This window comes from Candidatus Zixiibacteriota bacterium, assembly GCA_017999435.1.
In the GTDB taxonomy this organism is placed as follows: Bacteria; Zixibacteria; MSB-5A5; order GN15; family FEB-12; genus JAGNLV01.
The window spans coordinates 13693-37140 of the sequence record JAGNLV010000005.1; the positions used below are offsets into that span (position 1 = coordinate 13693).

The window sequence follows — 23448 nt, forward strand, 5'->3', positions numbered from 1 at the left end:
CTCCCGGGATTGCCGCGGCTCCCGGCCGCACAGTTTCTGTCGCTCGCCGTCTGCTTCCTGCCGTACCTCTTCCTCATCAATCCCTCCTGATGATCGGAGCGCCGCATGTGGAGCCGTTGGAAAATGCGCATCGGCCTTATTCTTGGTCCGGCTGCGGCCCCGGGCCTCCTGGCGCCGGCCGATCTCCAGCCCGGCCACCCGGCCGTCACCGCCGCCGCCGCGGTCGCTGTCCTGATGGCCGTCTGGTGGATCACGGAGGCCATTCCCATTCCGGCCGGCGCCCTTCTGCCGATCGCCCTGCATCCGGTCCTGGGGATCATGAAGGGGGACGCCGTGGCCGCCAAGTACGTCAGCAGCGTCATCTTCCTCTTTATCGGCGGATTCATCGTGGCCCTTGCCATGGAGCGGTGCGGTCTCCACCGGCGCATCGCCCTGCGCATCATCACCCTCATCGGCGCCTCCCCCCGCTGCCTGCTGGCCGGCTTCATAGCCGCCACCTTTGTTCTGTCGATGTGGATTTCCAACCCGGCGGCGACGATGATGATGATTCCGATTGCGATGGCCATTGTGCTGAAGGTGGAGGAAGGCGCACCGGGCGCTCCGACCGCCAGGTTCGCCGCCGTTGTCTGGGCCGTCCTCACCGCCTTGTATGCACCGTCCGCCGGCGAGCTAAAGGAGGGAAAGGAAATCTTTGCGTGGTTGGGATCTCTACGTTGGCTCGGCCGGCGCCGCGGGGAGGGCCAACGAGAAATCAGGGTGGAAAAAGCACGGGACCGGTTCGGCTTCTGTAACCTGCTGTACGCCAATACGGAAGGCTCTTGCGAAGAGGCGGCGGCGAACGCATGGAACCCAGTTTCTCCGTGACAGTCTGCCGTCGAGCGTATAAATTGGAGCTTTCATGCTGTGTGTTCAACCTCAGGAGGTTTCGGTTCGATGAAGCTCTCACACTCGCTGGCTCTCATTTTGATCGCGGTCGCCCTTGTCGCCTCGGCCGCGTTGGCCCAGGAAACGGCCGTCGCACCGCATGCCCCGGTAGCCGCCATGATCCCGCGCGTCGACACTGTGAACGGCAATATCGTCCGCATTGACGACTACTACTGGCTCCGCAACCGCGGGGACTCGGCTGTTATGGCGTACCTCGAAGCCGAGAATGCCTACACTGAGGCCTGCATGGCGCACACCGCGCAGCTCCAGGAGGACCTCTACAAGGAGATGCGCGCCCGCATCAAGGAAACCGACATGAGCGTGCCGGCCCGCTACATGGACTACTACTACTACGCCCGGACAGAGGAAGGCCGGCAGTACAACATCTACTGCCGCAAGAAAGGCTCGCTGGAGGCTCCGGAGGAGATCATTCTCGATGTGAACAGGCTGGCCGAGAATTTCGACTACTATCAGGTCGGCGCTTTCGAGATCAGCCCCGATCAGCAACTGCTGGCCTACACCTTCGATACCGCCGGCAGCGAGGTGTACACGCTGGTGGTCAAGAATATGCTCACCGGCGATTACTTCAGCGACACCCTCCCCAATGTCTCGGCTGTCGCCTGGGCCGGCGACAACCTCACGCTATTCTACACGGTCGAGGACGAAACCCGGCGGCCCTACCAGCTCTTCCGCCACAAGCTGGGCGCCGCGCCGGCCGAGGACCGGCTGGTCTATCACGAACAGGATCCGGCCTTCTACGTCGGCGTGGGGGAGACCCGCAGCCGGCGGTACCTGATGATGATGATCGGCAGTCAGATCACGTCCGAGGTCTGGTATCTGCGGACCGACAATCCCGAGAGCGACTTCACGCTCTTTGCGCCCCGCGAGCAAGGGGTGGAATATTCCGTCGACCACCAGGGGGACAATTTCTACATCACGACGAACAAGGATGCGGTCAATTTCCGCCTGCTGCGCACCCCCACGGCTGACCCGTCGCCGGCCAATTGGACCGAGGTCATCCCGGCCCGGGATTCGGTGAAACTGGACGGCGTCGACTGCTTCAAGGACTATCTCGTCGTCTACGAGCACGACCGCGGTCTCCCCATGGTCCAGATCCGGACCGTGAGCGACGGCGCCGTGCACTACATCGCCTTCGACCAGCCGATCTACTCGGTCTATCCGAACCGCAACCCGTCGTACGATGCGTCGAAGCTCCGCCTCAATTTCCAATCGCTCATCACGCCGAGCACGATCTTTGACTACGACATGGATTCGCGCAAGCGCACCACGCTGAAACAGGAGGAAGTGCTCGGCGGCTACAACCCCGAGGACTACGCCCAGGAGCGGGTGTGGGCGACGGCACCGGACGGCACACGGATCCCCATTTCCATGTGCTACCGGAAAGGGATGGTGAGAGACGGTTCCCACCCGCTCTACCTGTACGGTTACGGCGCTTACGGCATGACGATGGAGCCCTGGTTTTCGGCCAACCGGCTGAGCCTGATCGACCGCGGTTTCATCTACGCCATCGCCCACATCCGGGGCGGGGGATACCTCGGGCGGCCGTGGTACGAGGACGGCAAGATGCTGCGCAAGCGCAACACCTTCACCGATTTCATCGCCTGCGGCGACTACCTGGCCGAACAGGGCTACACCGCGCCCGACCGAATGGTGATCTCGGGGGCCAGCGCCGGCGGCCTGCTCATCGGCGCGGTCGTCAACATGCGCCCCGACCTGGCGGCCGTGGCCATCGCCGATGTCCCGTTTGTCGACGTCATAAATACCATGCTCGATGAGTCGATCCCCCTGACCGTGATCGAGTACGAGGAGTGGGGCAATCCCCATGACCCGGCCTACTACGATTACATGATGTCCTACTCGCCGTACGACAACGTCACCGCGAAGGATTATCCCGCGATGCTCGTCACGGCAGGGCTGAACGACCCGCGCGTGCAGTACTGGGAGCCGGCCAAGTGGACGGCGAAACTCCGCGCCACCAAGACCGATGACCACGTTCTGCTGCTCAAGACTAACATGGGGGCGGGGCACGGTGGGGCCTCCGGCCGCTATGATTACCTGAAAGAGGTTGCCCTGGAGTACGCCTTCATTCTCGACCAGCTCGGCCTGACCGGGCCGTGAGCGGAGGAAGCGGCCTGGGCGCAAACCGGAGGGCCGGGGACCCGACCGGGGCGCCCCGGCGCAGTCGTCAGGCAAACAAGAAACTCGCCCGGGCGGGGACACCGCGGGCGAGTTTCTTTAGGGGAGGTCTCATGAAGCGACGGCAGTATAATAGGCCTTATGGATCAAGTCAATCTTTTTTTGCACCAAAACGCGACTTTTTTTATCCCCTCGTCGCGCCGGTCCCGGACAGCAAACCAAGGCACGTATCCTATTGCGTCACAAACTATTGCGTTGTCGTGTGGCCGTCGAAAGAAAGGAAAACGGCGCTCCCCAGGCGGGACAGCGCCGTTAAGGTCCATCGGAGAATGACCTCAGACTGATCCCTGCGGCGGCCGCTCGAGCCGCCCGAGGTGCCGCTGGGCGACGGCGAAGTAGATGAGGAATCCGATCCCGGCCAGGACAAGCATCAGCCCGAACACGCCCCCATCGTCAAACATGTCCGGATTCATGTAGCCGACCAGCAGCGCAATCCCGAGCCCGACCAGCACCATGCCCCACTTCAGCGACGACAGCCGGGCCAGTTCCGCCTCCCGGAGAAGGAAACGCTGCGCCTTGTCATCCACCGGTCCCTTCTCGAGGATCTGGCGCCGGAGCTTGTAGTCCAGCACCAGTTTGACGATGACGACGCCGGTCCCGAAAATCACCAGCGGGATCAAGACATCGGTCCACATAAATACTCTCCTTGCATCGCGTTTCCGTCCTGTCTGACCGATTCGACCGCCCGGCGCGGCGTTTTGTTGCACCGGAGAATGCATTTTCTTTGATGCAACACCGCGGCCGCCTATACTGTCTTTAGGTATGTATGGAGCAGGCTGCGCCGGACAACCGGTCCTTAATTGAGGAAATCCTCCGCGGCAGCCAGGCGGCGTTCCGGACGTTCGTGAGCCGGCACCAGCGGCTGGTCAGCCACATTGTTTTCCGGATGGTGGCGAATGCCGCCGACCGCGAGGATGTCTGCCAAGACGTGTTCCTCAAGGTTTTCCACAACCTCGGCAGCTTCCGCCATGACGCCAGGGTGTCGACGTGGGTGGCCCGGATCGCCTACAACGCGTGCATCGACCACCTGCAGAGGCGGAAGATCCCGCTGCTGGAAGATCTGGCCGGCGAGGACGGATCGTCGCCGCTGGAGACGATCGCCGATCCGGCGGAAGGGGCGGATGCGGCGGCTGAGACGCGCGACCTGTTTGCCCGGGTGCAGGCGGAGATGGCGTATCTGCCGCCGCAGTATCGGGCGATCCTCACGCTGTACCATCTCGACGAGATGACGTACGAGGAGATCGTGGAGATCACCGGCCTGCCCATGGGCACGGTGAAGAACTACCTGTTCCGGGCGCGCCGGCAGTTGCGCGACCGGCTGTTGACGAAATACCGAACGGAGGACATATGGTTGACAGGCACATGACCGACGACGAGATGCAGGCGTATCTGGAGACCGGGACGTCGGCGCTCGACCAGGTGTTCGAGTCCCACCTTGCCGAGTGCCGCGACTGCCGGGAGCGGGTGGAGAGCTATCGGGCCCTCTTTGCGGCGCTCGGCCGGGATCCCGGCTGGGTGTTGTCGCCGGGGTTCGTCGGGGCGGTCGAGGCGCGGCTGGCCGCGGACCGGGCTGCCGGCGCCAAGCGGCGCTGGTACCACGCCCTCTGGTGGCTGGGAGGGATGGCGGCGGCGTTCGGGGCCACGGCGTACTTCATGGGGCTCGGCACTTTCACAGGCTATCTGCGCGGGGTGTTCGAGCCGTCCCTGCAGCATGGGACACGCGCGTTCAACAACGCCCGCCAGGCGGTCGGAACGCTCGAGGGGGTGCCGCAGTCGGTGGCTGGGGACGGCGGCAATACGCTCATAGTGGTAGGGATCTGCCTGCTCATTCTCGCAGCCGTGGCCGGGGCCGATCACCTGATCTTTCGCAGCCGCCAGGCCAAGTTCTGTCTCTGACGATCCCGCCCGCCAAGAGGCCGAGTCCGAACCGGGCCGACGAGGCCGGCGCGACCGGCTATTTCAGGTAGTACGCGTTGGACAGCCGGAGAATGTCGTTGATGAGGGAGGCGTTGAGCGAGGCTCCGGGCAGTTCGTTGAGCGATGTGTCGGTAATATCGAAAGTGCGGTCGAAGTTGATGCTGGTGATGCGATCAGGTTCGAGCACGGCGAAGTTGTCCTCGCTGCCGACCAGCAGCCAGCCGCGTCCGGCGGCGTCGGCGAGGTTGCGGCCGATGCTGTAGTCGCCGACAGGGTTTTGGCAGCGGAACAGACGCTGCATGAGAGTCGGTACAATGTCGAAATGGCTGGTCCAGTGGCGAGCGACGGGTGGTTGGGCTGCGGGCGCCGACAGCGAATCGGTCGGCCGCAGGGAATCGGGCCAGCGGATGATCAGCGGGACGCCCAGCTGGGCGCGCGAGTAGTTGCCGTTGTGCCCCCAGTAACCCTTGCCGTTTTCGTTGAATTCCTGGCCGTGGTCGCCGGTGATAATCACGACCGTGTTTTCAAGCAAACCGTGCGCCTCGAGGTCGGCCAGAACGAGGCCGACGAGCGAGTCTTCGAAGTAGGCCACGTTGCAGTAGAGGTTCCAGAAGGGGGCCGGGTCGGTGTCCTCGCCCAACGCTGAGTACTTGGCGTGGGTCCAGGCGGGCTGAAAGGGGCCGGTGAAATCGTCCGGGTGGCTGATCGAGTGGAGGGCATCGTAGAAGAGAAAGCCGAAGAAGGGGGGGGCGCCGGTGGAGGCGGCATAGTCTTCAGTGAACGCGAGCCAGTCTCTGGTAATCTGAAGGTCGCGGTCGTGCGCGCGCTCGCCGGGGACGCGGAGGGGAATGCCCGGGACGCCGGCGAACACCGTCTGATCGAAAGGCGGGCTGACGAGACTGGCCGAGGTGAAGACCCCGAACCGATAGCCGCAGGCAAGCAGGTGGTTAATGAATACCGGGCGGATCTTGGCCGCGAGCACCTCATACCAGTAGGTGCCGGGGAGGCTGTAGAACAACGAGAAGATGCCCGTGCGGGTCCCATTGGAGCCGCTGTAGTGGTTGCGGTACTGCTCCGCCGAGGCGGCGAAATGCCAGAGGCGCGGCGTGACGAGCGAGTCCAGCGCCCGGTAGTTCCAGGAGTCGAGCAGGATGAGCAGAATGTTGGCGCCGGAGCCACAGTCGGCGCGGAGGGGGGCCAGCGGGTAGCGGAGGTACTTGCGGGACTCATCGGCGCCGGCGGCCAGAGCGAGCTGGTTCTGTTCCGGCGACGCCCAGCCGTGTTTGATGAAAAAATCGTTGGCGGTGGCGGGGAAGTAGAGCGGGTAGAAGCGCGAGGCCCGGGTGATCGAGCGCGAGCCGTTGGCGGCCGCCCAGGCATGGACGGCGTGGCCGGCCAGCATCATCAGGAGCACCGCCGGGACCGCCCAGCGGGCGACGCGCAGGGGACGCCACCACTGTCCGCGCCACACCCAGCGGAAGAGGAACAGTTCGAAAAGGATTCCGAGAACGAGCACGGTCGCGACGAACGCGTACTCCGAGGGGTGAAATTCATAGATCTCCGCGCCGGCCCCGCCGAAAAGCAGCTCGAGGGTGAAGCGGTTGATGTGGAAGCGGTAGAGGTTGAACACGTGAGTGTCCAGAGCCAGCAGGCCGAGGGTAAGCGCGGCGATCAACGCCCCCCACGGCAGCAGCACGCCGCGGCGCGGCACGAGGAGCGCCACCGGGGCATAGAGCGCCAGCCAGGGGATGAAAACCAGGGCCACAAAGTGGCTGAGGGTCACGATGGCGATGTACAGGTAGGCCCCGAGGCCCGCGATCGCGGTAAAGTGGACCATGTAGCGGGTCGCGATGAGGATGGCGAACCCGGCGTTGATCAGGAAGAACCAACTGCCGGCGCGGAGAGCATCGCGGCGGGGTGTCGGAGACACGGTCTGCATAGGGTGAGATAATCGTAGGGCGAAAGGAGGGGGAAGTCAAGGCGGTTGTGACGCGCGCGGGCCGGGGCGTGCGGACGGCCGGCGAGGGCCGACCGCACGCCGCCGCCCCGTTCACTTGTTCTGCGTGTCCTCCGCGGTTCGTTTCTCGGCGCTGAAGACGCCGTTGGGCTGCTTGAAGCGAAGACCGGTAATCCGGCCATCCTTGGCGCGGTCGAACGCGACACTGTACCCGGACAGGTCTCTGAAGGTGAATTCGTCATTCCGGTAGGGCAGGAGGGTGTAGGTCGGCTGGCCGGGGACAGTGACAGTCAGGCGGTCGGCCTGGATGGCGACGGTCACAGCAAGTTGCTCCAAGAGGTAGTCGCCGGTGAACTGGGCCAGGTAGGCGGGTTCCGAGAGGCGGCTGTCCGGCCGGCGGACGAATTCGATAGGCGGGAGAGTCGGTTCGAGAACGACGCTGAGGCGGTCGATGTCGCCGAAGGTGTTGGTCGAGAAGGAGAGGAAGGACCGCGCTTTCTTGTCGGCCAGCGGCTCATCGATCATGCGGAAAACATCGTAATGCCAGTGCTCCAGATCCGACTCGAGGGAGTGCAGGACAGCGCGGAGGTGCTGGTCCTTCCGGGGAACGCCGGCGAGGCTCACCGTAACGACGCCGTAGCCGGGGTGTTCGTACTCCCCCGCGTAGGCGCTGAGGTCGTGCGAGGGTTTGGTGTTCGGGACGCGGTCGGCGGCCGCCTGGGCCTCGGTTCCCCGGCTGCTGTCGGCGGCGGCGAGCTGGGTCAGGGCGCGCCGATGGTAGTCGACCGGCTCAAGGCCGAGGAGGAGGTCATCGACGTAGTTCGCGACGATCGAGGGGAGGGGCGTGCCGTTCTTGTTGGTGAGGATGACCAGGCCGAGCCGGTCGTCCGGGAGGAACGACGCGAGGGCGGAGAAGCCGTCGATGTTGCCGCCGTGGTGGACGCGGTAGTGGCCGCGGTAGGACTCGATGAACCAGCCGAGACCGTAGCTCGTGAGAATGGTCTCATGGTAGCGGCCACCGGCGCGATCGAGGGAGACGCAGGGGGAGTGCATCTCAATCATCTGGCCTTCGCTCACCAGTCGCACCGTGTCCCGGAGGCCGTTGGCCAGGTGGAGGCGGATCCAGTTGACCATCTGATCGACGGAGGAGTTGATGGCGCCGGCCGGGCCGATCGCCTCGATCGGACGGTACGGCATGAGCGCCAGGGTGTCGTTCTTCTCCTCGTAACCGCGGGCAAACTCGGGCGCCTTCTCCAACTCGGCGATCGAGAAGTTTGAGTTGGTCATGCCGAGGGGGAGGAAAATGCGGGCGCGGACAAACTCCTCCCAACTGGTACCGGCGACCCTGCCGACCAGATACCCGGCCGTCATGTACATCAGGTTCTGGTACTGGAATTCGCTGCGAAAGTCCTTGCTGAAGTCCAGGTAGCGCAGACGGCGGTACATCTCCTCGCGCGTGCAGTCGGAGCTGTACCACATGAGGTCGTGGCGCGGCAGGCCGATGCGGTGGGTGCAGAGGTCGCGCACGGTCGCCTGGTCGGTGATCTCGGGGTCGGAGAGGCGGAAATCGGGGAGGTAGTCGCGCACCCGGCCGTCCCACTCCACCAGCCCGGAGTCGACGAGCATGGCGAGGGCGGTAGTCGTGAAAGCTTTCGTGGAGGATCCGATGGGGAACAGGGTGCGGGGGGTGACCGGGAGGTTGTTCTCGCGGTCGCGCAGACCAAACCCCTCCATCATCAGCACACTGTCGTCCTTGACGATCGCAATGGCCAGGCCGGGGACTTTCCAGGGGGCGAGCGCGGTGTCGATGAACGAGCGGATCCGGGCGAGGTTGTCCGCCAGAGCCGCGGCCCGCGCCTGCCGGGCAGCCACATCGAGGCGGGTCATGGAGAAGGGGAACGCCTGGCCGCCCTGGGTGAAGTTACCGGCGACGGCGCCGGAATCAGCGGCGAAGGCGCCGCGGAAGACCGGGGCGCCGGGAATTCCGGCGAGGGCGAAGATGAGGGAATCGTCGGTGACGATGATGCCCTCGACCGGCAGGTCGGCGGCGTTCTGGGCGGGGATGTCGACCACGGCGGCCCAGGCGCCGGCGGAATCCCGGCTGAATTCCACGGTGAAAGCGAGGGCAGAACCGGGGATGTCGATCGAGCCCTCCCACCCGCCGCTCGGATCAGCGGCGCGAACACCCGAGGCAAGGCACACACCGGCGAGCGCCGCGAGAGCGCTCGCGCGAAGGCGGTTGCGAACAGCAGACATGAGGTCCTCCACAACGAGAATATGGGTCACAGCCTGTCCTTAAGGACAGACGGAGGAAATGTTTGCGATGTTGCGCGGGGAACGCAAGAGCATTCGGCGGGGAAGAGGCCGCTTTGCACGCCGACGCCGTCCACCGCAATAAAAAGCCGGCGCGCGCCGGCAGCCGGCGGGGAGGGAAAGACCGGCCACCGGCATTCCGCAGCCGGCGAAATCAGCGCTATTTATACAACATCAGGTGTTGTAGTACAACTCAAATTCGTGCGGTGTGGGACGAATTTGTATCTGGGCGACTTCTTTTCGCTTCAGGGCAATCCAGTTTTCCACCAGGTCGCGGGTAAAGACCCCCCCCTGGAGCAGAAAGTCGCAGTCGTTCTCCAGGGCATCCAGCGCCCCCGTCAGGGTGGTGGGCAGCTGGTGGTGGGCCTTGAGTTCCTCGGGCGTGAGGTGGTCGGCGTTGCGGTCGAGGGGGGCGCCCGGGTCGAGTTTGCGCTTGATGCCATCCAGCCCGGCCATGAGCATGGCCGCATAGGCAAGGTAGAAGTTCATGGTGCCGTCCGGGGGGCGGAACTCAAAACGCATCTTCCGCGGATCACGCTGGTAACCGGGGATGCGGATACAGGCAGTCCTGTTTCCCATCGAGTAAGAACCGATGATAGGGGCTTCGAAACCGGGCACCAGGCGCTTGAACGAGTTCGTCGACGGGTTTGTAAAGGCCAGCAGGGCATCGACATGCTTCAGCAGACCACCGACAAAGTGCAGGCCGGTCTCGGAGAGCATCGCCGGGCCGTTCTTGTCGTAGAACAAGGAACCGTTGGCATCGGCAAGGTACTGGTGGACGTGGAGGCCGGAACCGGGTTCGTTGAAGAGCGGCTTGGGCATGAAGGTGGCGGATTTGCCGCGGCGGAAACAATGGTTCTTGATAATGTACTTCACGAGCATCGACAGGTCGGCCATGCGGCGGAGGGGAGAAAACTCCACCTCGATCTCGTGCTGTCCGCCGGAACCGACCTCGTGGTGGTGGTACTTAAGATGGACGCCGACATCCGCAAGCAGGACCGCGAGTTCCGAGCGCAAGTTAAAGGTGCGGTCCATGGGCGGAGCGATATGATACCCCTTCTTGTGGGGAATCTTGAAGCCGAGGCTCTCCTCGTCGGCCGCCGCGCTCCAATCGGCTTCGACCGAGTCGAGGTGGTAGAAGGCGCTCTCGGCCCCCTGGAAGAAGTTGACCTTGTCGAATACGTAGAACTCGAATTCCGGGCCCAGAATGCACTGGACGCCGGGGAAGGCTGCCTGGAGGAAACGCTCGGCGTCGGCTGCAACCCGGCGGGGGTTCCGGGAGTACGGGAGGATCCGGTCCGCCGATTCCATCACGTCCCCGATCATGGAGAGCGTCGGACGGTCGAAGAAGGGGTCCATGAAGGCGGTCGCGGTGTCGGGGATAAGGATCATGTCGCCGCGCTCGATCGAGGAGAAACCGGGGAGGGAGGAGCCGTCGACGCCGACGCCCTGTTCGAAGAGGCTGGGTTTCAGCGCGGCAATGGGAAGGGTCATGTGATGCCACACACCGAGAAGATCGCAGAATTTCAGGTCAAGGAACTCCGCCCGGTGTGATTCGGCAAGTTTTTGCAGTTCGGCCAGATTCATGTATCGTCCTTTCTGCCTTACGAGCTTGTGATACAATTCACATTATATGACATCGCGCCGGTATCTGACAAGGAGATTCTTTCGCCGCGCGGCATACCGCGAGAGGCGGCGGGCAAAGAAAACCGGCGGGTCGGAACCCGCCGGCTGGGAATGTCCATGGGGCGAGGGTCTCACATGATGATGGCGACTTTGCCCATCTGGGTGTTGCCCTCTTCGTCCTCCACCGTCCAGTAGTACAGACCGGACACGACCATCTGCGTGTTGCGCGTGATCAGATCCCAGGAATCATGGGACGCATTGGGATCGCTCGGATCCATGTCGTGCTTGATCTCGCGCACCAGGTCGCCGTCGAGCGTGTAAATCCGGATCGTGCACTTGGCCGGCAGATTGGCAAAGTGCAGGTCGCGCACCCGGCTGTCGGGCCGGTTGATGTCGTCGGCGCCGCGCCCCTCGAAGCCCAGAGCGCGGTACCCGCCGTCCGATCGATACGGGTTCGGGTACACGATGACATCGAGATTCTCCTGCTCCACGGCCTGCGCCGTAGCCAGCGGGTAAGCCATCTTCGAACCGACCGTCTTGGAGGTCTCCAGCGACGACAGGCCGGAGGAGGGCGAACCGTAGTCGAACGCCGTCACGTTCACGTAGTACGGGACGGTGGGGAGGAGCGAGTCGATGATGTACTCGTACTCGAAATACTTGAAGAAGCCGTCGGGAGTCAGTTCGCTCGGATCCGCCTCGGAAGGAATCAGGCTGGAGGGGTAAGGTTGATCCGGGTAGATTTTGTGGATGCCCTTCAGGTTGGTCAGATCCGACACGTTGTAGTCCTGCGCGGCGAAGTAGTACTGGGGGAAGCGCGGATCCGGGTTCACGGCCGGCGTGTAGGCGCGCGAGAAGGTCCACGCACCCGGGTCGAGAGTGGGATCCTGGAAGAGAGCGCGCAGGGAGTCGAGCGTATAGGGCGGGTCGTTGAGCTGCCAGCCCTTGTCCAGATCGTAGTCCCACTTGTTGAAGTCGTGCCGGTCGTAGGACGCCAGCACGCTGAAGCTGGTCTCCCGGTTGTCGCGGCCGAGGTAGATCCGGTAGCCTTCGAAGTCATTCAGGCCGGAGAAGCGGTCAACCCCGGTTTCGGAGGCCTTGCCGTTGAAGCGGACCCGGATTTGGCCGACCTTGGGTTCAAGCCAGATGCGCGGGGCATCCGGCGGCCGGGCGCCGCGGAAGTCGGGGATGCCGTCGCCCATGTAAGCGACTACCTCCCACTGCGCACCCGGCGCATTGGCGGCCGTCGTGTCGCAGTCCTCCAGGCAGATGCGAGACCCGTCGGGCAGGGTCGCCATGCAGCGAAACTTTCCCGAATAACCGTCGCTGTCGCTGTCGACGCCGGGGTTGTCATAAATCCAGGAGGCCCAGGTGGCGTTTTCGGCCAGCGAATCGAAATAGAGGTTGGAGTAGTAGAGAACCGGATCGGCCAGGAGATTGTCGCCGTTATCGGGATCCCGATGGAGATCGGCCCCGGCCACATAGGCGAATGAAAGCGGCAGCTTCTGTCCCTTGCGAATGTTGAACGGTCCGAAGGAGAGCAGGTAGCGGGTATCGAATCCGTCGGCGATGTCCGGCGCGAGCGCCGAGGGCGGCTTAATCCAACTGGGGTCGCCCTCGCGGATCGTGTTGGTAAAGATCTGGTCGTAGTCGAACTCGCGGTTCCGGAGCGAGTAGTAGCGGTTGCGGTCGCCGACCGGGGTGCCGGTGCCGCCGGTCCGGAAGTCACGGTAGGGTTCTTTCCAGCGTCCGACCGAGTCCTTCTCGCGCGGGCCGAAATCGAGCGCGGCATTGCCGTTGCTCACCCACCAGTTGAAAGAGACATCGAGCGTGTCGGCGGGGGTGCGGACGATGCGGGTGCCGGTGACGTGCGGCGTGGACTGAATCCCCTCGCCGGCGTTGAAGTCGCCGTCGTTGTCCGCGATCCAGGCGATGTACACGGTGTCGTTGTACTCGCAGCGCATGCGCCCGTATTCCCGCGGATAGGTCACGAGGAAGCCGCAAATGTCGTCGGCAAACCCTTCGTTGTCCTGGCAGTTATCGCACACGTCGGCATCCACATAGACGCCCATATACACGTTGCGGAGGTCGATGTTGCCGATATTTTTGATTTCGTAGTCGAAGAGGATGATGTCGTCGGCATAGTCATAGGACCACGCATAGGAACGCTGGGTGACCTGAATGTTCAGCGGCCGGTGGGCGGTGCCATCCTCCTCGGCATCGGCCAGGATCGTGGAGGTGTCGGTATAGAGCGCAATGAAATCCTGTTCCGAGACGGCATTGACGTACTCCTCCGACTCGGGGTCGATAATCGAGCGGCGGACAGTATTGCCGAAAGGTTCGTCATTGGGGAAAAACTGCCGGACATCGCTCCAGCCCTCCGAACCGGTCGACACAAGGGTGTCGCGGCCGAGGACGGCGCCGATCCAGAAGGCGGCCGAGAACATATACATGGCGCCCGTGCCCTTGGGGTACTGGCAGCCGCCGGGCGGAGGGGTTTGGCCCGTGAAGCAGTCCGGAGCGTCGCTGGGCACGGAGAATTCCGAACCGAAGGTTCCGTTGTTGTTGACGGCCAGGACGAGGCGGCCGACGTTGTGCAGGGTCATGCAGTAGGCCGGGCTGCGGCTGGCCATGGGCCGGTTGTACCCGCGGCCGGAAAGGCCGCCGTCGTCACGGGCCTCCGCGGAACCGGATATCAGCAACAGGCCTGCGGCAAGGGCGGCAGTGATAGTGAGCACTCTTCGCAACATATACCTTCCCATCGGATTAAACCGTTTTACCTGACAGACGCACAGGACCGCTCAGGCGTTTAATCGCATTATGCAAAGTCACACACGGGGTAAACTAATGTCGGTACATCGGATAAAGCAAGGAATTTCGGCGAAAAAAACCGCCCTCTCCGGAGGTCCGACCGCCCGGCTGCCCATCGGTCTGAAATGTTTGCCAAATGGACGTTTAGACGAGTTCGGGGGATCGCAGATTCTGCCGGGCCGGGACGTGCAAACTCCGCAGGGCGCCGTCGCTCCCAACGCCTCTGGCCGCCAATGTCCGGGTCCGCCAAAAACCCCCGTGCAAACACCGAGTCGTTGCGGCCGGGCGTTGAAACCCCGATATTGCGGATCGTTAACGAACCGCCGGCGCGTGGGGGAATTGCGGAGCCGATGAGTGACTGAGTTTCCGGTCAGCGGCGTCGAGACCTGGTGGTGGTTGCCATCGCTGGTGGCTTTCTGCGTGTCAACGCTGACTTCGACCGGCGGGCTGTCGGGGGCATTCCTCATGCTGCCCTTTCAGGTGAGCGTGCTAGGCTTTACCGGGCCCGGAGTCACGCCCACGAACCTCCTGTACAACGTGGTCGGCATACCGAGCGGCGTCTACCGGTACGGGCGGGAGAAACGGATGCTCTGGCCGCTGGCTTGGGCGATCGTGATCGGGACCATGCCCGGCATGGCGATCGGGACGGTCATCCGCGTGACCCTGCTGCCGGACCCGTCGGCGTTCAAAGTGTTTGCCGGATTGGTGCTCGCCTTTGTCGGCGTACGGTTGCTCCGCGATGTGGTGCGTGGGGAAGGCGCAAGGCCATCACCGCGGGGCAACGGGGCGGGGCGGTTCGAGGTCTCGGGGGGACGGCTGACGAAGCTCACTGTGGAGTACGATTTCGGGCGCCAACGATACACGGCCTCAACTCCGAAAATCCTCCTGCTGAGTTTCCTGGTCGGCGTGGCCGGCGGGGCTTACGGGATCGGCGGCGGCGCGGTCATTGCGCCGTTTCTGGTCTCGGCCTTCGGTCTGCCCGTCTACACCGTGGCCGGGGCCGCGCTCTTCGGCACTTTTGTCAGCTCGGCGGCCGGTGTGGCCATGTTCTGGCTGATCGACCTCTCCGGGTTGACCGGCAGCACGGCGGCCCAGCCGGACTGGCTGCTGGGTCTGGCCCTGGGGATCGGCGGGGCCTTCGGGACGTATACGGGAGCGCGGCTGCAGAAGCGGGTGCCGGCGCGGGGCATAAAGGCGCTCCTGACAGCGTTCCTGCTGTTTGTCGCCGGGCGGTACATAGTGGAAGCTTTCTGACACAACAGGGTCACGATATGGATGACACGATTGCGAAATTCGCCTCCCCGGCGCCGATTGCCGTGGTGGGCGCAACCGACGAGACGCGGAAATTCGGGGGCTACCTGTACCGCGAATTGAAGCGGCAGGGGTACCGGGTGTACCCGGTCAATGCGCGGAGAGCGGAGGTCGACGGGGACCGGGCGTACCGGTCGCTGCGGGATATCCCCGACGACGTCGAGGGAGCGGTGGTCGCAATCCGTCCGGACCGGGCGGGGGAGGTGGTGGCGGACGCTCTTGCCCGCGGCATTCGGCGCATCTGGTTTCAGCAAGGAGCGGATTTCACCGAGGCGGCCCGCACGGCCCGAGAGGCAGGCATGGAGACGGTTGTGGGGAAGTGCATTCTGATGTATGCCGGAAAGGCCCGCGGCGTGCACCGGTTTCACGCGGTGCTCGCCAGGCTCTTCGGGCGGTACTGAAAATCAGACGGAGGACGCGCGTGGCGACGGAGATTCGGGAAATTGAGGACCGCGACCTGGACGCCTTCATTCGCCTCCAGATCGACGCCTATCCGGGGCTGGGTATGATCTACGAGCGGGACCGGGAGAAACTCCGGCAACGGATCGCGGAACGGCGCCAGGATGTGCGCGTGACCCTCTATGGAAGCTACCGGGGGAACCGCCTGGTCGGGTGCATGCGGGTCCATGACTACCGGATGAATTTCCGCGGTGCGCTGGTGGCGGCGGGCGGGCTGGGCGGAGTGGCGGTGGATCTGACGGTCAAGCGCGAGGGAGTGGCCGGCGGCATGGTCCGGTTTTACCTCGACAAGTATGCGGCCGCCGGCGCGCCGATGGCGGTGCTGTGGCCGTTCCGGCCGGACTTCTACCGCAAGATGGGTTTCGGGTACGGCGGCAAGAAATACCGCTACACGATTCTGCCCGAGACGCTGCCGCACGCGGCCGGCAAGGGCCACCTGGCCCACGGGGAGGAGAGGGATTTCGCCGCCATGACGCGCTGCCATAACCGGCTGCTGGCGCTACGGACCGGCATGCTGGACGAGACCGAGCTGTCGCTTCGCCAGACGGTGGGGGCGGCCGGCGGAGGGCGCGCAGTCGTGTACCGCGACGGGCGCGAAGTGCGCGGCTTCATGGTCTATCGCTTTCGCCCCGGGGCGCCGGGCAATTTCGTCAGCAACGATCTCTGCGTGGAGGAGTGCCTGTACGAATCTCCCGAAGTGCTGGCGGAGTTCCTGGCCTTTCTCCACAGTCAGCGCGATCAGGTGCGGCGGGTGATTTTGGACTTGCCCGATCCGAATTTCCACTACGCGCCGGTCGATCCGCGCAACGGTTCGGAGGGCCTTTACGCCTCGGTGTACCACGAGGTGGCCGCCTGCGCCGTGGGGCCGATGTACCGCGTCCTCGACGTGCAGTCGCTCCTGGCGGCGGCGTCGGAGGCGAAATTCGGGCCGGGCGAGGCAACCGTGGCGTTTACGCTGGCCGACCGGTGGTGGGGAAAAACCGCCGGGACGACCGCCATCCACTTCTGCGAGGGCAGAGCCGCAGCGGCGCCGAAAAGGAAGTGCGACGTGGCGGTTGAAATGGAGGTCGCCGATTTCTCCTCTGTGATATTGGGGGCGGTGCGGCTGTCGCAACTGGTGGATTACGGCCTGGCACGAGTGTCGAAGCGCAAATCTGCAGAGGTTGTCGACAGCATCCTGGCCGCCGCCCAGCCGCCTTACTGCTTCTCAAGATTCTGACGCGCGTTCCGCGGTCCGCCCGACGTCACGATCCCTCAAGCCGGGGCGGCGGCGACCGCCGCCGCCGCTCAACACGGCGCCGGGGCCGGACCGCCGCGAAAGAGGTACGCGACCAGGAAGGTCAAGTCGGCGATCCCGATCTCGCCGTCGGCGTTGACATCCGCCTCGGCCATCACGGGAGGCGCGGGGCCGCCCCGGAAAAGGTAGGCGACAAAGAACGTGATGTCGGCCACGTTGACCAGGTCGTTCAGGTAACCGTCGATATTCCCCCGGATGCCGGTGCAGATGTCGAGGACTTCGCAGGCGTCGCCGGTGCCGTCGGCGTCGCTGTCCTCCTGGAGCGGGTTGTAGTGGCCGGGGCAGTTGTCGGCGGCGCCGCAGATGCCGTCCCCGTCAGCATCGTTGGAAGGATCGGTCGGGCAGGGATCGCACAGATCGCCGAGGCTGTCGGAGTCGGCGTCGGCCTGTGAGGCATTGGACACGGCCGGGCAATTATCGCAGGCGTCCGCATAACCGTCGGCATCGGCGTCCTCCTGGCCGGGATTGGGATCATTCGGGCAGTTGTCGCAGGCGTCGCCGAGGCCGTCGCCGTCGGTGTCGAGCTGGCCGGCGTTGGCGACCGCGGGGCAGTTGTCATACTGGGCGCAGATCAGGTCGCCGTCGGAATCGTCGCAGCAGGCCAAAGAGCGGGCCTCTCCGCCTACCCAGAAGAAGGGGAATCCGGGATCGTAAACCCAGAAGATGTTCCAGGCGTACCAGGCGGTGTCGTAGAACTGGAAGGCGTCGCAGAGGGCCGGGGAGGAATCGGTGTCCCACATGATGGAGGGGAGACGCAACGAGGTGGTGTCGGTGTACCTGATGCCGATGAAGAAGGGTGCGTCGAAGCAGCAGGGAGAGGGGAGAGGGACGGTGCCGACCTGCGGGAACGCGAAAGAGGCGGAGTCGCAGGCAGCCGAAACCGAGCACAGCAGAGCGCCGGGACCGTCGCACGGATCCCCGGACGGGGCCAGGGCGTAGACGACCACCTCGAGCTCAACCGGCCACTTGTAGAGACGGGAATCAATGTAGGACGGCGGGTCGAGGAGCGTGAAGGACAATTCGGTGATGCCGAAGGGATAGGTGGAATCGGCGGCACAGGAAGTCGGGTCGAAGTAGACGATCGTCTGCTGGCCGGCAGTGAATGACGAACTGTAGCCGAGAACGGAATCGTCGGGATTATGGCGGAAGAGCAGGCAAGTGTCCGTGCTGCGGCCCAATCGGTCGAACTGCACCTGGCGATCCGGGCGGAATGTCTCCCAGCCGGTTTCCGGGGCGCCGAAGGCGGCGCTCGCAGTGCACAGGTACAGGCAGGCGAAGGCAAGACATTTGGACATTGGCAGCCTCCAGTGTTACGTGGCCCCGCCGCCGGCAGGAGTTTCGGCGGCGACGTGCGGCCAGAGCAACGGTGTACGCATTCAGTATACCTTGTGCCGCGGCAGGGCACAAGCGAAAATGCGGGCAAGCGAACCCCCGCCTCAGCAGTCGGCTGAGGCGGGGGTGAGTAGAAAAGCTGCTATCAATGGCAGATGGGAGGCGGACCGCTGCGGAAGAGGAAGGCGACCAGGTAGGTGAGGTCGCCGATGGCGATGGCGTCGCCGCCCTGGCCGTCGCAGTCGGCGGCGGCGAGCACCGGCGGCATCGGGCCGCCGCGGAAGAGGAAGGCCACCAGGTAGGTCAGGTCGCTCACCTTCGGGCCCGTCCCGTCGCCGTCGACGTCACCGCACACCCAGCTGCTCACCGTCAGCGTCACCGGAAGCGTCGCCGTCGGCAAGAGCGGGTCGTTGGTCGTCACCGACACCTGGCCGGTGTACACCCCGGCCTCCAGCTCCCCCGCATCCAGGTGCACTACCACCTCGGCGGTCCCGTACGGCTCCACCGTCCCCCCGCTCGGCTCCGCCCACAGCCACCGCACCACGCTCAGCGTGATCGCCAGGTTGTCGTGCATGTACGGACCGTTGTACACCACCTGCAATCCGTCCGTCCCGCTCGCGTTCTCCATCCCCACGGTCGCCCCCGACAGTCCCTCCGCGTCCGTCCCCGGATCCATCGTCTGGTACTGCAGCGTGATCTTCCCGTTCGCCCACAAAATCGCCTGGAAATTCAGGCTCCCCGTCCCCGACGGGTACAGGTAGTTCCGAATGTCCACAAAGCTCACGATGAACCGCCCCAGGCTCGCATCCTGGTAGTAGTAGATCTGGCCACCGTTCGACGGATTCAGGTCGTCCCACCACAGCGCCAGAAGGTTGTTCGGCACCGCCGCCGTCGGAAGCCCCGTGTTCACCCGCGCCGTCGATCCCGACCCAAACGTCAGGATCCCGTTCGACCCGATGTACACCGCGCTGTAGCTCGAATCGTAGTAGGGAAAGGCAAAACCCAGATCCAGCGCCCCGCTCATCGCATCGTCCCCCAGCGCCACCGCCGTCCCCACCCCGCTGATGTCCACCCACGAAAACGCCGGACCACCCGGATCGTCCGAATCGATCCAGCTGTACCCGTACGTGTCCGGGCCCCCGTGGCTCCTGCCCCCCGCCGCGTAGAACGGCTGCTCGCCGTCACCCTTGTCATCCCCCGCCGACCGGTACCCCAGAAGCACCGCCGTCTCCGCCGCCGCCGCCGCGCTGGCCGTCTTCGGAAGATCGAACGCCTGGCAGGTCAGGTTGTACACCAACCGCCCCGCACCGCTGTTGCTGATCGTGAACGGCACCTCCACCGAATCCCCCGGACTCGTCGCCGCCGCGATCTCCGCCACGCTCAACTGCGCCGCCGGCGCGTATATGTACAAGTACACCGGCAGGCTCCCCGTCGCGTGCGCCGGATCGTCCGACGTGTAGTTCAGCGCCCCGTTGTACGCCCCCGGCGCCAATCCCCCGCAACTGAATGTCACCGCCACCGCCGCGCTGTCCGACGGGTTCACCGTGATCGCCCCGCTCGGACAACTCAGCCACGGCAGGCTCTCCGTGAACGTGATGTGCAAGACCCCCAGACCCGAGTTGCGCACCCAGATACTCTGCTCCGCCACGTCCCCCGTCGCCAGGCTGTCCGTCAACCCACCCGCGCTGAACTCCACCCCCGGCGTGTGAACGTGCAGGCGCACCGTGATGTCACCCGACGCGTGCAGGTTGTCGTTCGTCGTGTAGTGCAACAAACCCACGTGGTCCCCCGGCGCCAGGCCCTCCGTCGTGATCGTGAACGGAAACACCAGCGAATCCCCCGCCGGCACGTAGTTCTGTTCCGTCCCGCACACCAACCACGACACCATCGGCACAAAACGGATCCGCAGCGTCCCGTCCCCCGTGTTGTACACCTTCACCCCCTGCGACGAACTCCCCCCCGCCAACAGACTGTCGCTCACCTCCGTCTCCGGAAGCACGCACACCGCCGTCCCCCCCGTCGCCTGGTTGTACCCCTTCAACTCCACGTCGTCAAGGTTCCACCCGCAGTAGTTCCAGCTCCCGTCCGTCGTCCCAATCCCAAAACGAATCTGGAAATCCGCATTCTCATCCGCGTACGCCGACACGTCGTAGTACGACTCCGTCCAGCTCGTCTCGTCGGTCGACGCCGCGTTCGTGAACAACTGCACCCAGCTCGTCCCGTCGTACACCTGCAGGTACACGTGGTCGTACGACGGACTCTCAATCCCCAGCCAGTGCCAGTACCGCAACTGCACCCCCGTGTAGTCCGCACAGTCGATCACCGGCGACGTCACCCAGTACGTCGTCGTCAAACCCCCCGCGTAGTCACCACCCGTCCCCGACGTCAGGTCGTTCCCCAGCACCCCGTTGTCGCTCGTCGCCGTGTGGTCCACGCTCGGATCCGGACCCCCGTAACTGTCGCTCCCCGTGCCCCCCGTCGCCGCTCCAATCGTCCACTCCCCCGAACCCCCGAGGCCCGTCCACCCCTGGTTGTACGAAAAATCATCCGTGAAAAACGCCACCCGATCCCCCACAATCAGGGTGAACGACAGCACCGCCGTGTACCCGTTCGCACCCGTCACCGAAAGACTCACCGGCACGCCGTACCCCATCGGACACGACGACGACGCGCTCACCGTGTACACGTCACCACCGTTGCTCGCCACCCCCACCAGCGAATCCAGCCACCCATACGTCCCCCCGCCGTCCACCACCGTCACGTAGCTGTCGCTGACCCCCAGATCGGCAACCACCCCAAACGCCTCGCCCGTCCCCGCGTTCGTCAACGTCACCGTCAGATCCACCGTCTCCCCGGGATCCAATATCCCGTTGCTGTTGCCCGAAACGTCGTTGATCGCCACCTGACCAAAACCCACCTCCGGCGCGTGCACCTTCACCGTGAAGTTCCCCGTCCACGTCTCCCGGTTCGTCCCCGTCACCGCCAACGTGAACACCACATTGTGACCGTCCGGCGTCCCCGCGTCCAGACTGAACCCGTACCCGTCCGCCACATACCCCGTCCCGTTGTCCCCCGCGATCGTCCCGTACGACTCCACACCGTCCGTGATCGTCACGTACGTATCCGATGTCGTCAACGACGCCTCCACATTGTACGCCGCGTCCGGACCCACGTTCTTGATCTGAACCCCCATCGTGAAACTCTCCCCGCCATCCACCACACCGTTCCCGTTTCCAGATACCTCGGTCAGGGTGTTCGTGTCATAGAGGCAGTAGGGACCGTCGGGCGTAATGACGGTCAGCTCGACCTCGTAGGGGATGCGGTTGTGGGCGGTAACCGTCAGGGTCATGTCGTTGCCGATGGGGAGTTCCGGGGGCAGCGCGAGGGAGGCGTTGCCGCCGGCATCGGTGTAGGCGGTCGCGTAGATCTGCCCGTTGTAGGTGAGGGCGCAGAGCGCGCCGGACACGCCGGCGACGGTCACGGCCATGCTGCTCCAGCCGACCATGATGACGTCCGAGTGGGAGACCGCCAGGGCGGTCGGCGCGAGCGTGCGGAGCATGACCGAGGGATCGCCGAAGATGTGCCAGGTGTCGTATATCTCGATGCCGTCGGCCCCGTTGAGGTCGATCATTTTACAGGAGCCGTTAAAGCAGAGGCCGCCGACAGTCAGTTTGGCTTCGGCGACGAGGAGGTCGTTGATCTCGTCCTGTCCGTCCATGGGAGGATTCCAGGACTGATTAATCGACGACATGTACGCGGCCAGCGCGCCTGAGGGATTTCCGTTATGTGTGGCGCGCAGCCAGGCTTCGCCGAAGCAGGTGGTGCCGCCGAAGTCGCCGTTGACGCAGGCGACGCTGAAGATCACCGGCAGCAGATTGTCATTGACGAGGCTGTTGACGTTGCTGTTGCTGAAGCCGGTGGTGGACCAGGCGGTAGTGGATCCGTGGCCGACGTAGTTGACTACGCCGCGGCCGGCGTTAAGGGCCGTGGCCACAGCCGACGCGCTCGCTCCCGGGTCGTAGATCTGATCGACCGACGTGTAGTTGTAGGCGAGCAGGTCGTTGCGGATCAGGTTCATGTGCTGGTAGTCGTATTCGCCGAAGTGCCCGGGACCTTCGGAGGACGCGATGCCCGTAGCCTGCACGTACATGTCGGCGCCGGCCGGGTTCATCTCATACATGAGCGTGCGCTGCACCTGGGTCTGGACCTGGGCGTCGGTCTCCGCCGAGAAGCGGCCGACCAGAATTTCCGGGTAGGAGTCGCCGCCGGCGAGTTTCGCGTAGCTCGGGTCGGACTCGCCGCCGGAGGCGGAGGGAGACGCGACCTGGGCGGCGTCGCCGACGAGGAGGAGGAAAGCGAGGTTGGTGGAATCGTAGAAAGCCTGGACGAAGTTCTTGATCGAAGCGGCATTGTTGCCGATAGCGGCGACATTGACCATCGTCGTCTTCATGCCCTTTTTCGTCTTCCAGTCCACGAGCGGCTGCATGTCATCGGCGAACTGCCCGTAGGTGATGATGAGCATGTCGCCCGCTTCGGCCACGGGAGTGTACTTGCCCACAAAGGCATCGAAATTGATGAAGTGCCGGCGATAGGTGAATTCGAAATCGGCGACCGGACGGCGGGCCATGCCGGGGGAGTCCAGGACATTGATCCGGCCCGGGCCGGTAACGCGGATTTCGATGGACACCGATGTGTAGATGCGCAGAATTTTGGTCGCCGGGTTGTACTGGATCGGGTTGACCTCTACGACCAGGCCGCGGTGGTCGCGCAAGATGTAGGGCTCGCCGAGCGCGGCGAGGTCGGCCGGAGCGAACCGGTCGAGCGAATAGGCCGGTCCGAATTCGAAGGGCACGTCGCTCGGAAGGACCGTGCGGAGCAGATTCCCCTTGGACGGGGCGACGAGCACGTTTTCGATGTCGACGTAGTCGGCCGAGAGGACCGTGACGCCCATTTCGGCGTCAGCGGGAATGATGATGCTCCTCCGCAGGGAGGGGAGAGCCGGCTCCCCTTTGGCCAACTGGACGGCCTCGTCGGGAAGCGTGATTTCGTAGTAGGTTTCGCCGCCGATGGTATACGGCGTTTTCTCGTAGGCGCCGATCGAGTAGGAGATGACGGTACGGACCGGGCCGGACTGCTCGACCGTGACGGCAACCGGGTCGCCCGCGGCTGCGCCGGGCAGGGCGACGAGTTCGGTTTCGCCGGACGGGCCGTAGGGGCCGGCAAGCAGGGGAGAGGCAAGCAACAGGAGTGCGAGCGCCGTGGACACAAGTAATGCTCTCATGGGGTC

14 protein-coding genes are annotated in these 23448 nt (G+C 64.4%); 7 read left to right on the forward strand and 7 right to left on the reverse strand.

Annotation, left to right across the window (positions count from 1 at the left end):
- The first annotated feature begins 123 nt into the window (after window positions 1-123).
- Window positions 124-864 (forward strand): anion permease, encoded by a 741-nt coding sequence (locus KA261_12695; GenBank protein ID MBP7698660.1) that lies wholly within the window; start codon window positions 124-126, stop codon window positions 862-864.
- Between the two features lie 69 nt (window positions 865-933).
- Window positions 934-3063: a S9 family peptidase gene (locus KA261_12700; protein MBP7698661.1), complete on the forward strand. Its 2130-nt coding sequence runs from the start codon at window positions 934-936 to the stop codon at window positions 3061-3063.
- A 353-nt stretch (window positions 3064-3416) separates the two neighbouring features.
- Here KA261_12700 and KA261_12705 read toward each other — a convergent pair whose 3' ends face one another.
- Window positions 3417-3776 carry a hypothetical protein gene (locus KA261_12705; GenBank protein ID MBP7698662.1) on the reverse strand — a complete coding sequence of 120 codons (360 nt, stop codon included), beginning with the start codon at window positions 3774-3776 and terminating at the stop codon, window positions 3417-3419.
- 131 nt (window positions 3777-3907) lie between these two features.
- Between KA261_12705 and KA261_12710 the strand changes: the two genes are divergently transcribed.
- Together KA261_12710 and KA261_12715 are read left to right on the forward strand one after the other, a co-directional pair.
- Window positions 3908-4507, forward strand: coding sequence for a sigma-70 family RNA polymerase sigma factor (locus KA261_12710; GenBank protein MBP7698663.1), 600 nt, complete (start codon window positions 3908-3910; stop codon window positions 4505-4507).
- Window positions 4489-5037 (forward strand): hypothetical protein, encoded by a 549-nt coding sequence (locus KA261_12715; protein MBP7698664.1) that lies wholly within the window; start codon window positions 4489-4491, stop codon window positions 5035-5037. The genes KA261_12710 and KA261_12715 overlap by 19 nt, the downstream gene beginning before the upstream one ends.
- A gap of 58 nt (window positions 5038-5095) precedes the next feature.
- Here the strand turns inward: KA261_12715 and KA261_12720 are convergent, their stop codons facing one another.
- The 4 genes from KA261_12720 to KA261_12735 form a co-directional block, all read right to left on the reverse strand.
- Window positions 5096-6997 (reverse strand): DUF3413 domain-containing protein, encoded by a 1902-nt coding sequence (locus KA261_12720; protein ID MBP7698665.1) that lies wholly within the window; start codon window positions 6995-6997, stop codon window positions 5096-5098.
- 111 nt (window positions 6998-7108) lie between these two features.
- Window positions 7109-9271: a serine hydrolase gene (locus KA261_12725; GenBank protein ID MBP7698666.1), complete on the reverse strand. Its 2163-nt coding sequence runs from the start codon at window positions 9269-9271 to the stop codon at window positions 7109-7111.
- Window positions 9272-9502: 231 nt separating this feature from the next.
- On the reverse strand, window positions 9503-10915 hold the full coding sequence (glnA, locus tag KA261_12730; protein MBP7698667.1) for a type I glutamate--ammonia ligase: 1413 nt from the start codon (window positions 10913-10915) through the stop codon (window positions 9503-9505).
- Between the two features lie 170 nt (window positions 10916-11085).
- The gene (locus KA261_12735; GenBank protein MBP7698668.1) at window positions 11086-13584 is read right to left on the reverse strand and encodes a hypothetical protein; all 2499 of its coding nucleotides are present in this window, start codon (window positions 13582-13584) and stop codon (window positions 11086-11088) included.
- A 532-nt stretch (window positions 13585-14116) separates the two neighbouring features.
- Here KA261_12735 and KA261_12740 point away from each other — a divergent pair.
- From KA261_12740 to KA261_12750, 3 genes are read left to right on the forward strand one after another with little or no spacing between them, the layout of a single operon-like run.
- Window positions 14117-15016, forward strand: a complete 900-nt coding sequence (locus KA261_12740) for a sulfite exporter TauE/SafE family protein (protein ID MBP7698669.1) — start codon at window positions 14117-14119, stop codon at window positions 15014-15016.
- Between the two features lie 17 nt (window positions 15017-15033).
- Complete coding sequence (locus KA261_12745) at window positions 15034-15474, forward strand: CoA-binding protein (protein MBP7698670.1); 441 nt, start codon at window positions 15034-15036, stop codon at window positions 15472-15474.
- A gap of 20 nt (window positions 15475-15494) precedes the next feature.
- The gene (locus KA261_12750) at window positions 15495-16751 is read left to right on the forward strand and encodes a GNAT family N-acetyltransferase (protein MBP7698671.1); all 1257 of its coding nucleotides are present in this window, start codon (window positions 15495-15497) and stop codon (window positions 16749-16751) included.
- A gap of 68 nt (window positions 16752-16819) precedes the next feature.
- Here the strand turns inward: KA261_12750 and KA261_12755 are convergent, their stop codons facing one another.
- Together KA261_12755 and KA261_12760 are read right to left on the reverse strand one after the other, a co-directional pair.
- The gene (locus KA261_12755) at window positions 16820-18124 is read right to left on the reverse strand and encodes a thrombospondin type 3 repeat-containing protein (GenBank protein ID MBP7698672.1); all 1305 of its coding nucleotides are present in this window, start codon (window positions 18122-18124) and stop codon (window positions 16820-16822) included.
- A gap of 182 nt (window positions 18125-18306) precedes the next feature.
- Window positions 18307-23442, reverse strand: a complete 5136-nt coding sequence (locus KA261_12760) for a hypothetical protein (protein MBP7698673.1) — start codon at window positions 23440-23442, stop codon at window positions 18307-18309.
- Window positions 23443-23448 lie beyond the last annotated feature (6 nt).

What these genes read in the sequence shown, in the direction of transcription:
- KA261_12695 (MBP7698660.1), top strand. Translation starts at nt 124, where the DNA reads ATGCGCATCGGCCTTATTCTTGGTCCGGCTGCGGCCCCGGGCCTCCTG.
- KA261_12715 (MBP7698664.1), top strand. Translation starts at nt 4,489, where the DNA reads ATGGTTGACAGGCACATGACCGACGACGAGATGCAGGCGTATCTGGAG.
- KA261_12725 (MBP7698666.1), bottom strand. Translation starts at nt 9,271, where the DNA reads ATGTCTGCTGTTCGCAACCGCCTTCGCGCGAGCGCTCTCGCGGCGCTC.
- KA261_12720 (MBP7698665.1), bottom strand. Translation starts at nt 6,997, where the DNA reads ATGCAGACCGTGTCTCCGACACCCCGCCGCGATGCTCTCCGCGCCGGC.
- KA261_12705 (MBP7698662.1), bottom strand. Translation starts at nt 3,776, where the DNA reads ATGTGGACCGATGTCTTGATCCCGCTGGTGATTTTCGGGACCGGCGTC.
- glnA (MBP7698667.1), bottom strand. Translation starts at nt 10,915, where the DNA reads ATGAATCTGGCCGAACTGCAAAAACTTGCCGAATCACACCGGGCGGAG.
- KA261_12755 (MBP7698672.1), bottom strand. Translation starts at nt 18,124, where the DNA reads ATGTCCAAATGTCTTGCCTTCGCCTGCCTGTACCTGTGCACTGCGAGC.
- KA261_12710 (MBP7698663.1), top strand. Translation starts at nt 3,908, where the DNA reads ATGGAGCAGGCTGCGCCGGACAACCGGTCCTTAATTGAGGAAATCCTC.
- KA261_12700 (MBP7698661.1), top strand. Translation starts at nt 934, where the DNA reads ATGAAGCTCTCACACTCGCTGGCTCTCATTTTGATCGCGGTCGCCCTT.
- KA261_12745 (MBP7698670.1), top strand. Translation starts at nt 15,034, where the DNA reads ATGGATGACACGATTGCGAAATTCGCCTCCCCGGCGCCGATTGCCGTG.
- KA261_12760 (MBP7698673.1), bottom strand. Translation starts at nt 23,442, where the DNA reads ATGAGAGCATTACTTGTGTCCACGGCGCTCGCACTCCTGTTGCTTGCC.
- KA261_12735 (MBP7698668.1), bottom strand. Translation starts at nt 13,584, where the DNA reads ATGGCCAGCCGCAGCCCGGCCTACTGCATGACCCTGCACAACGTCGGC.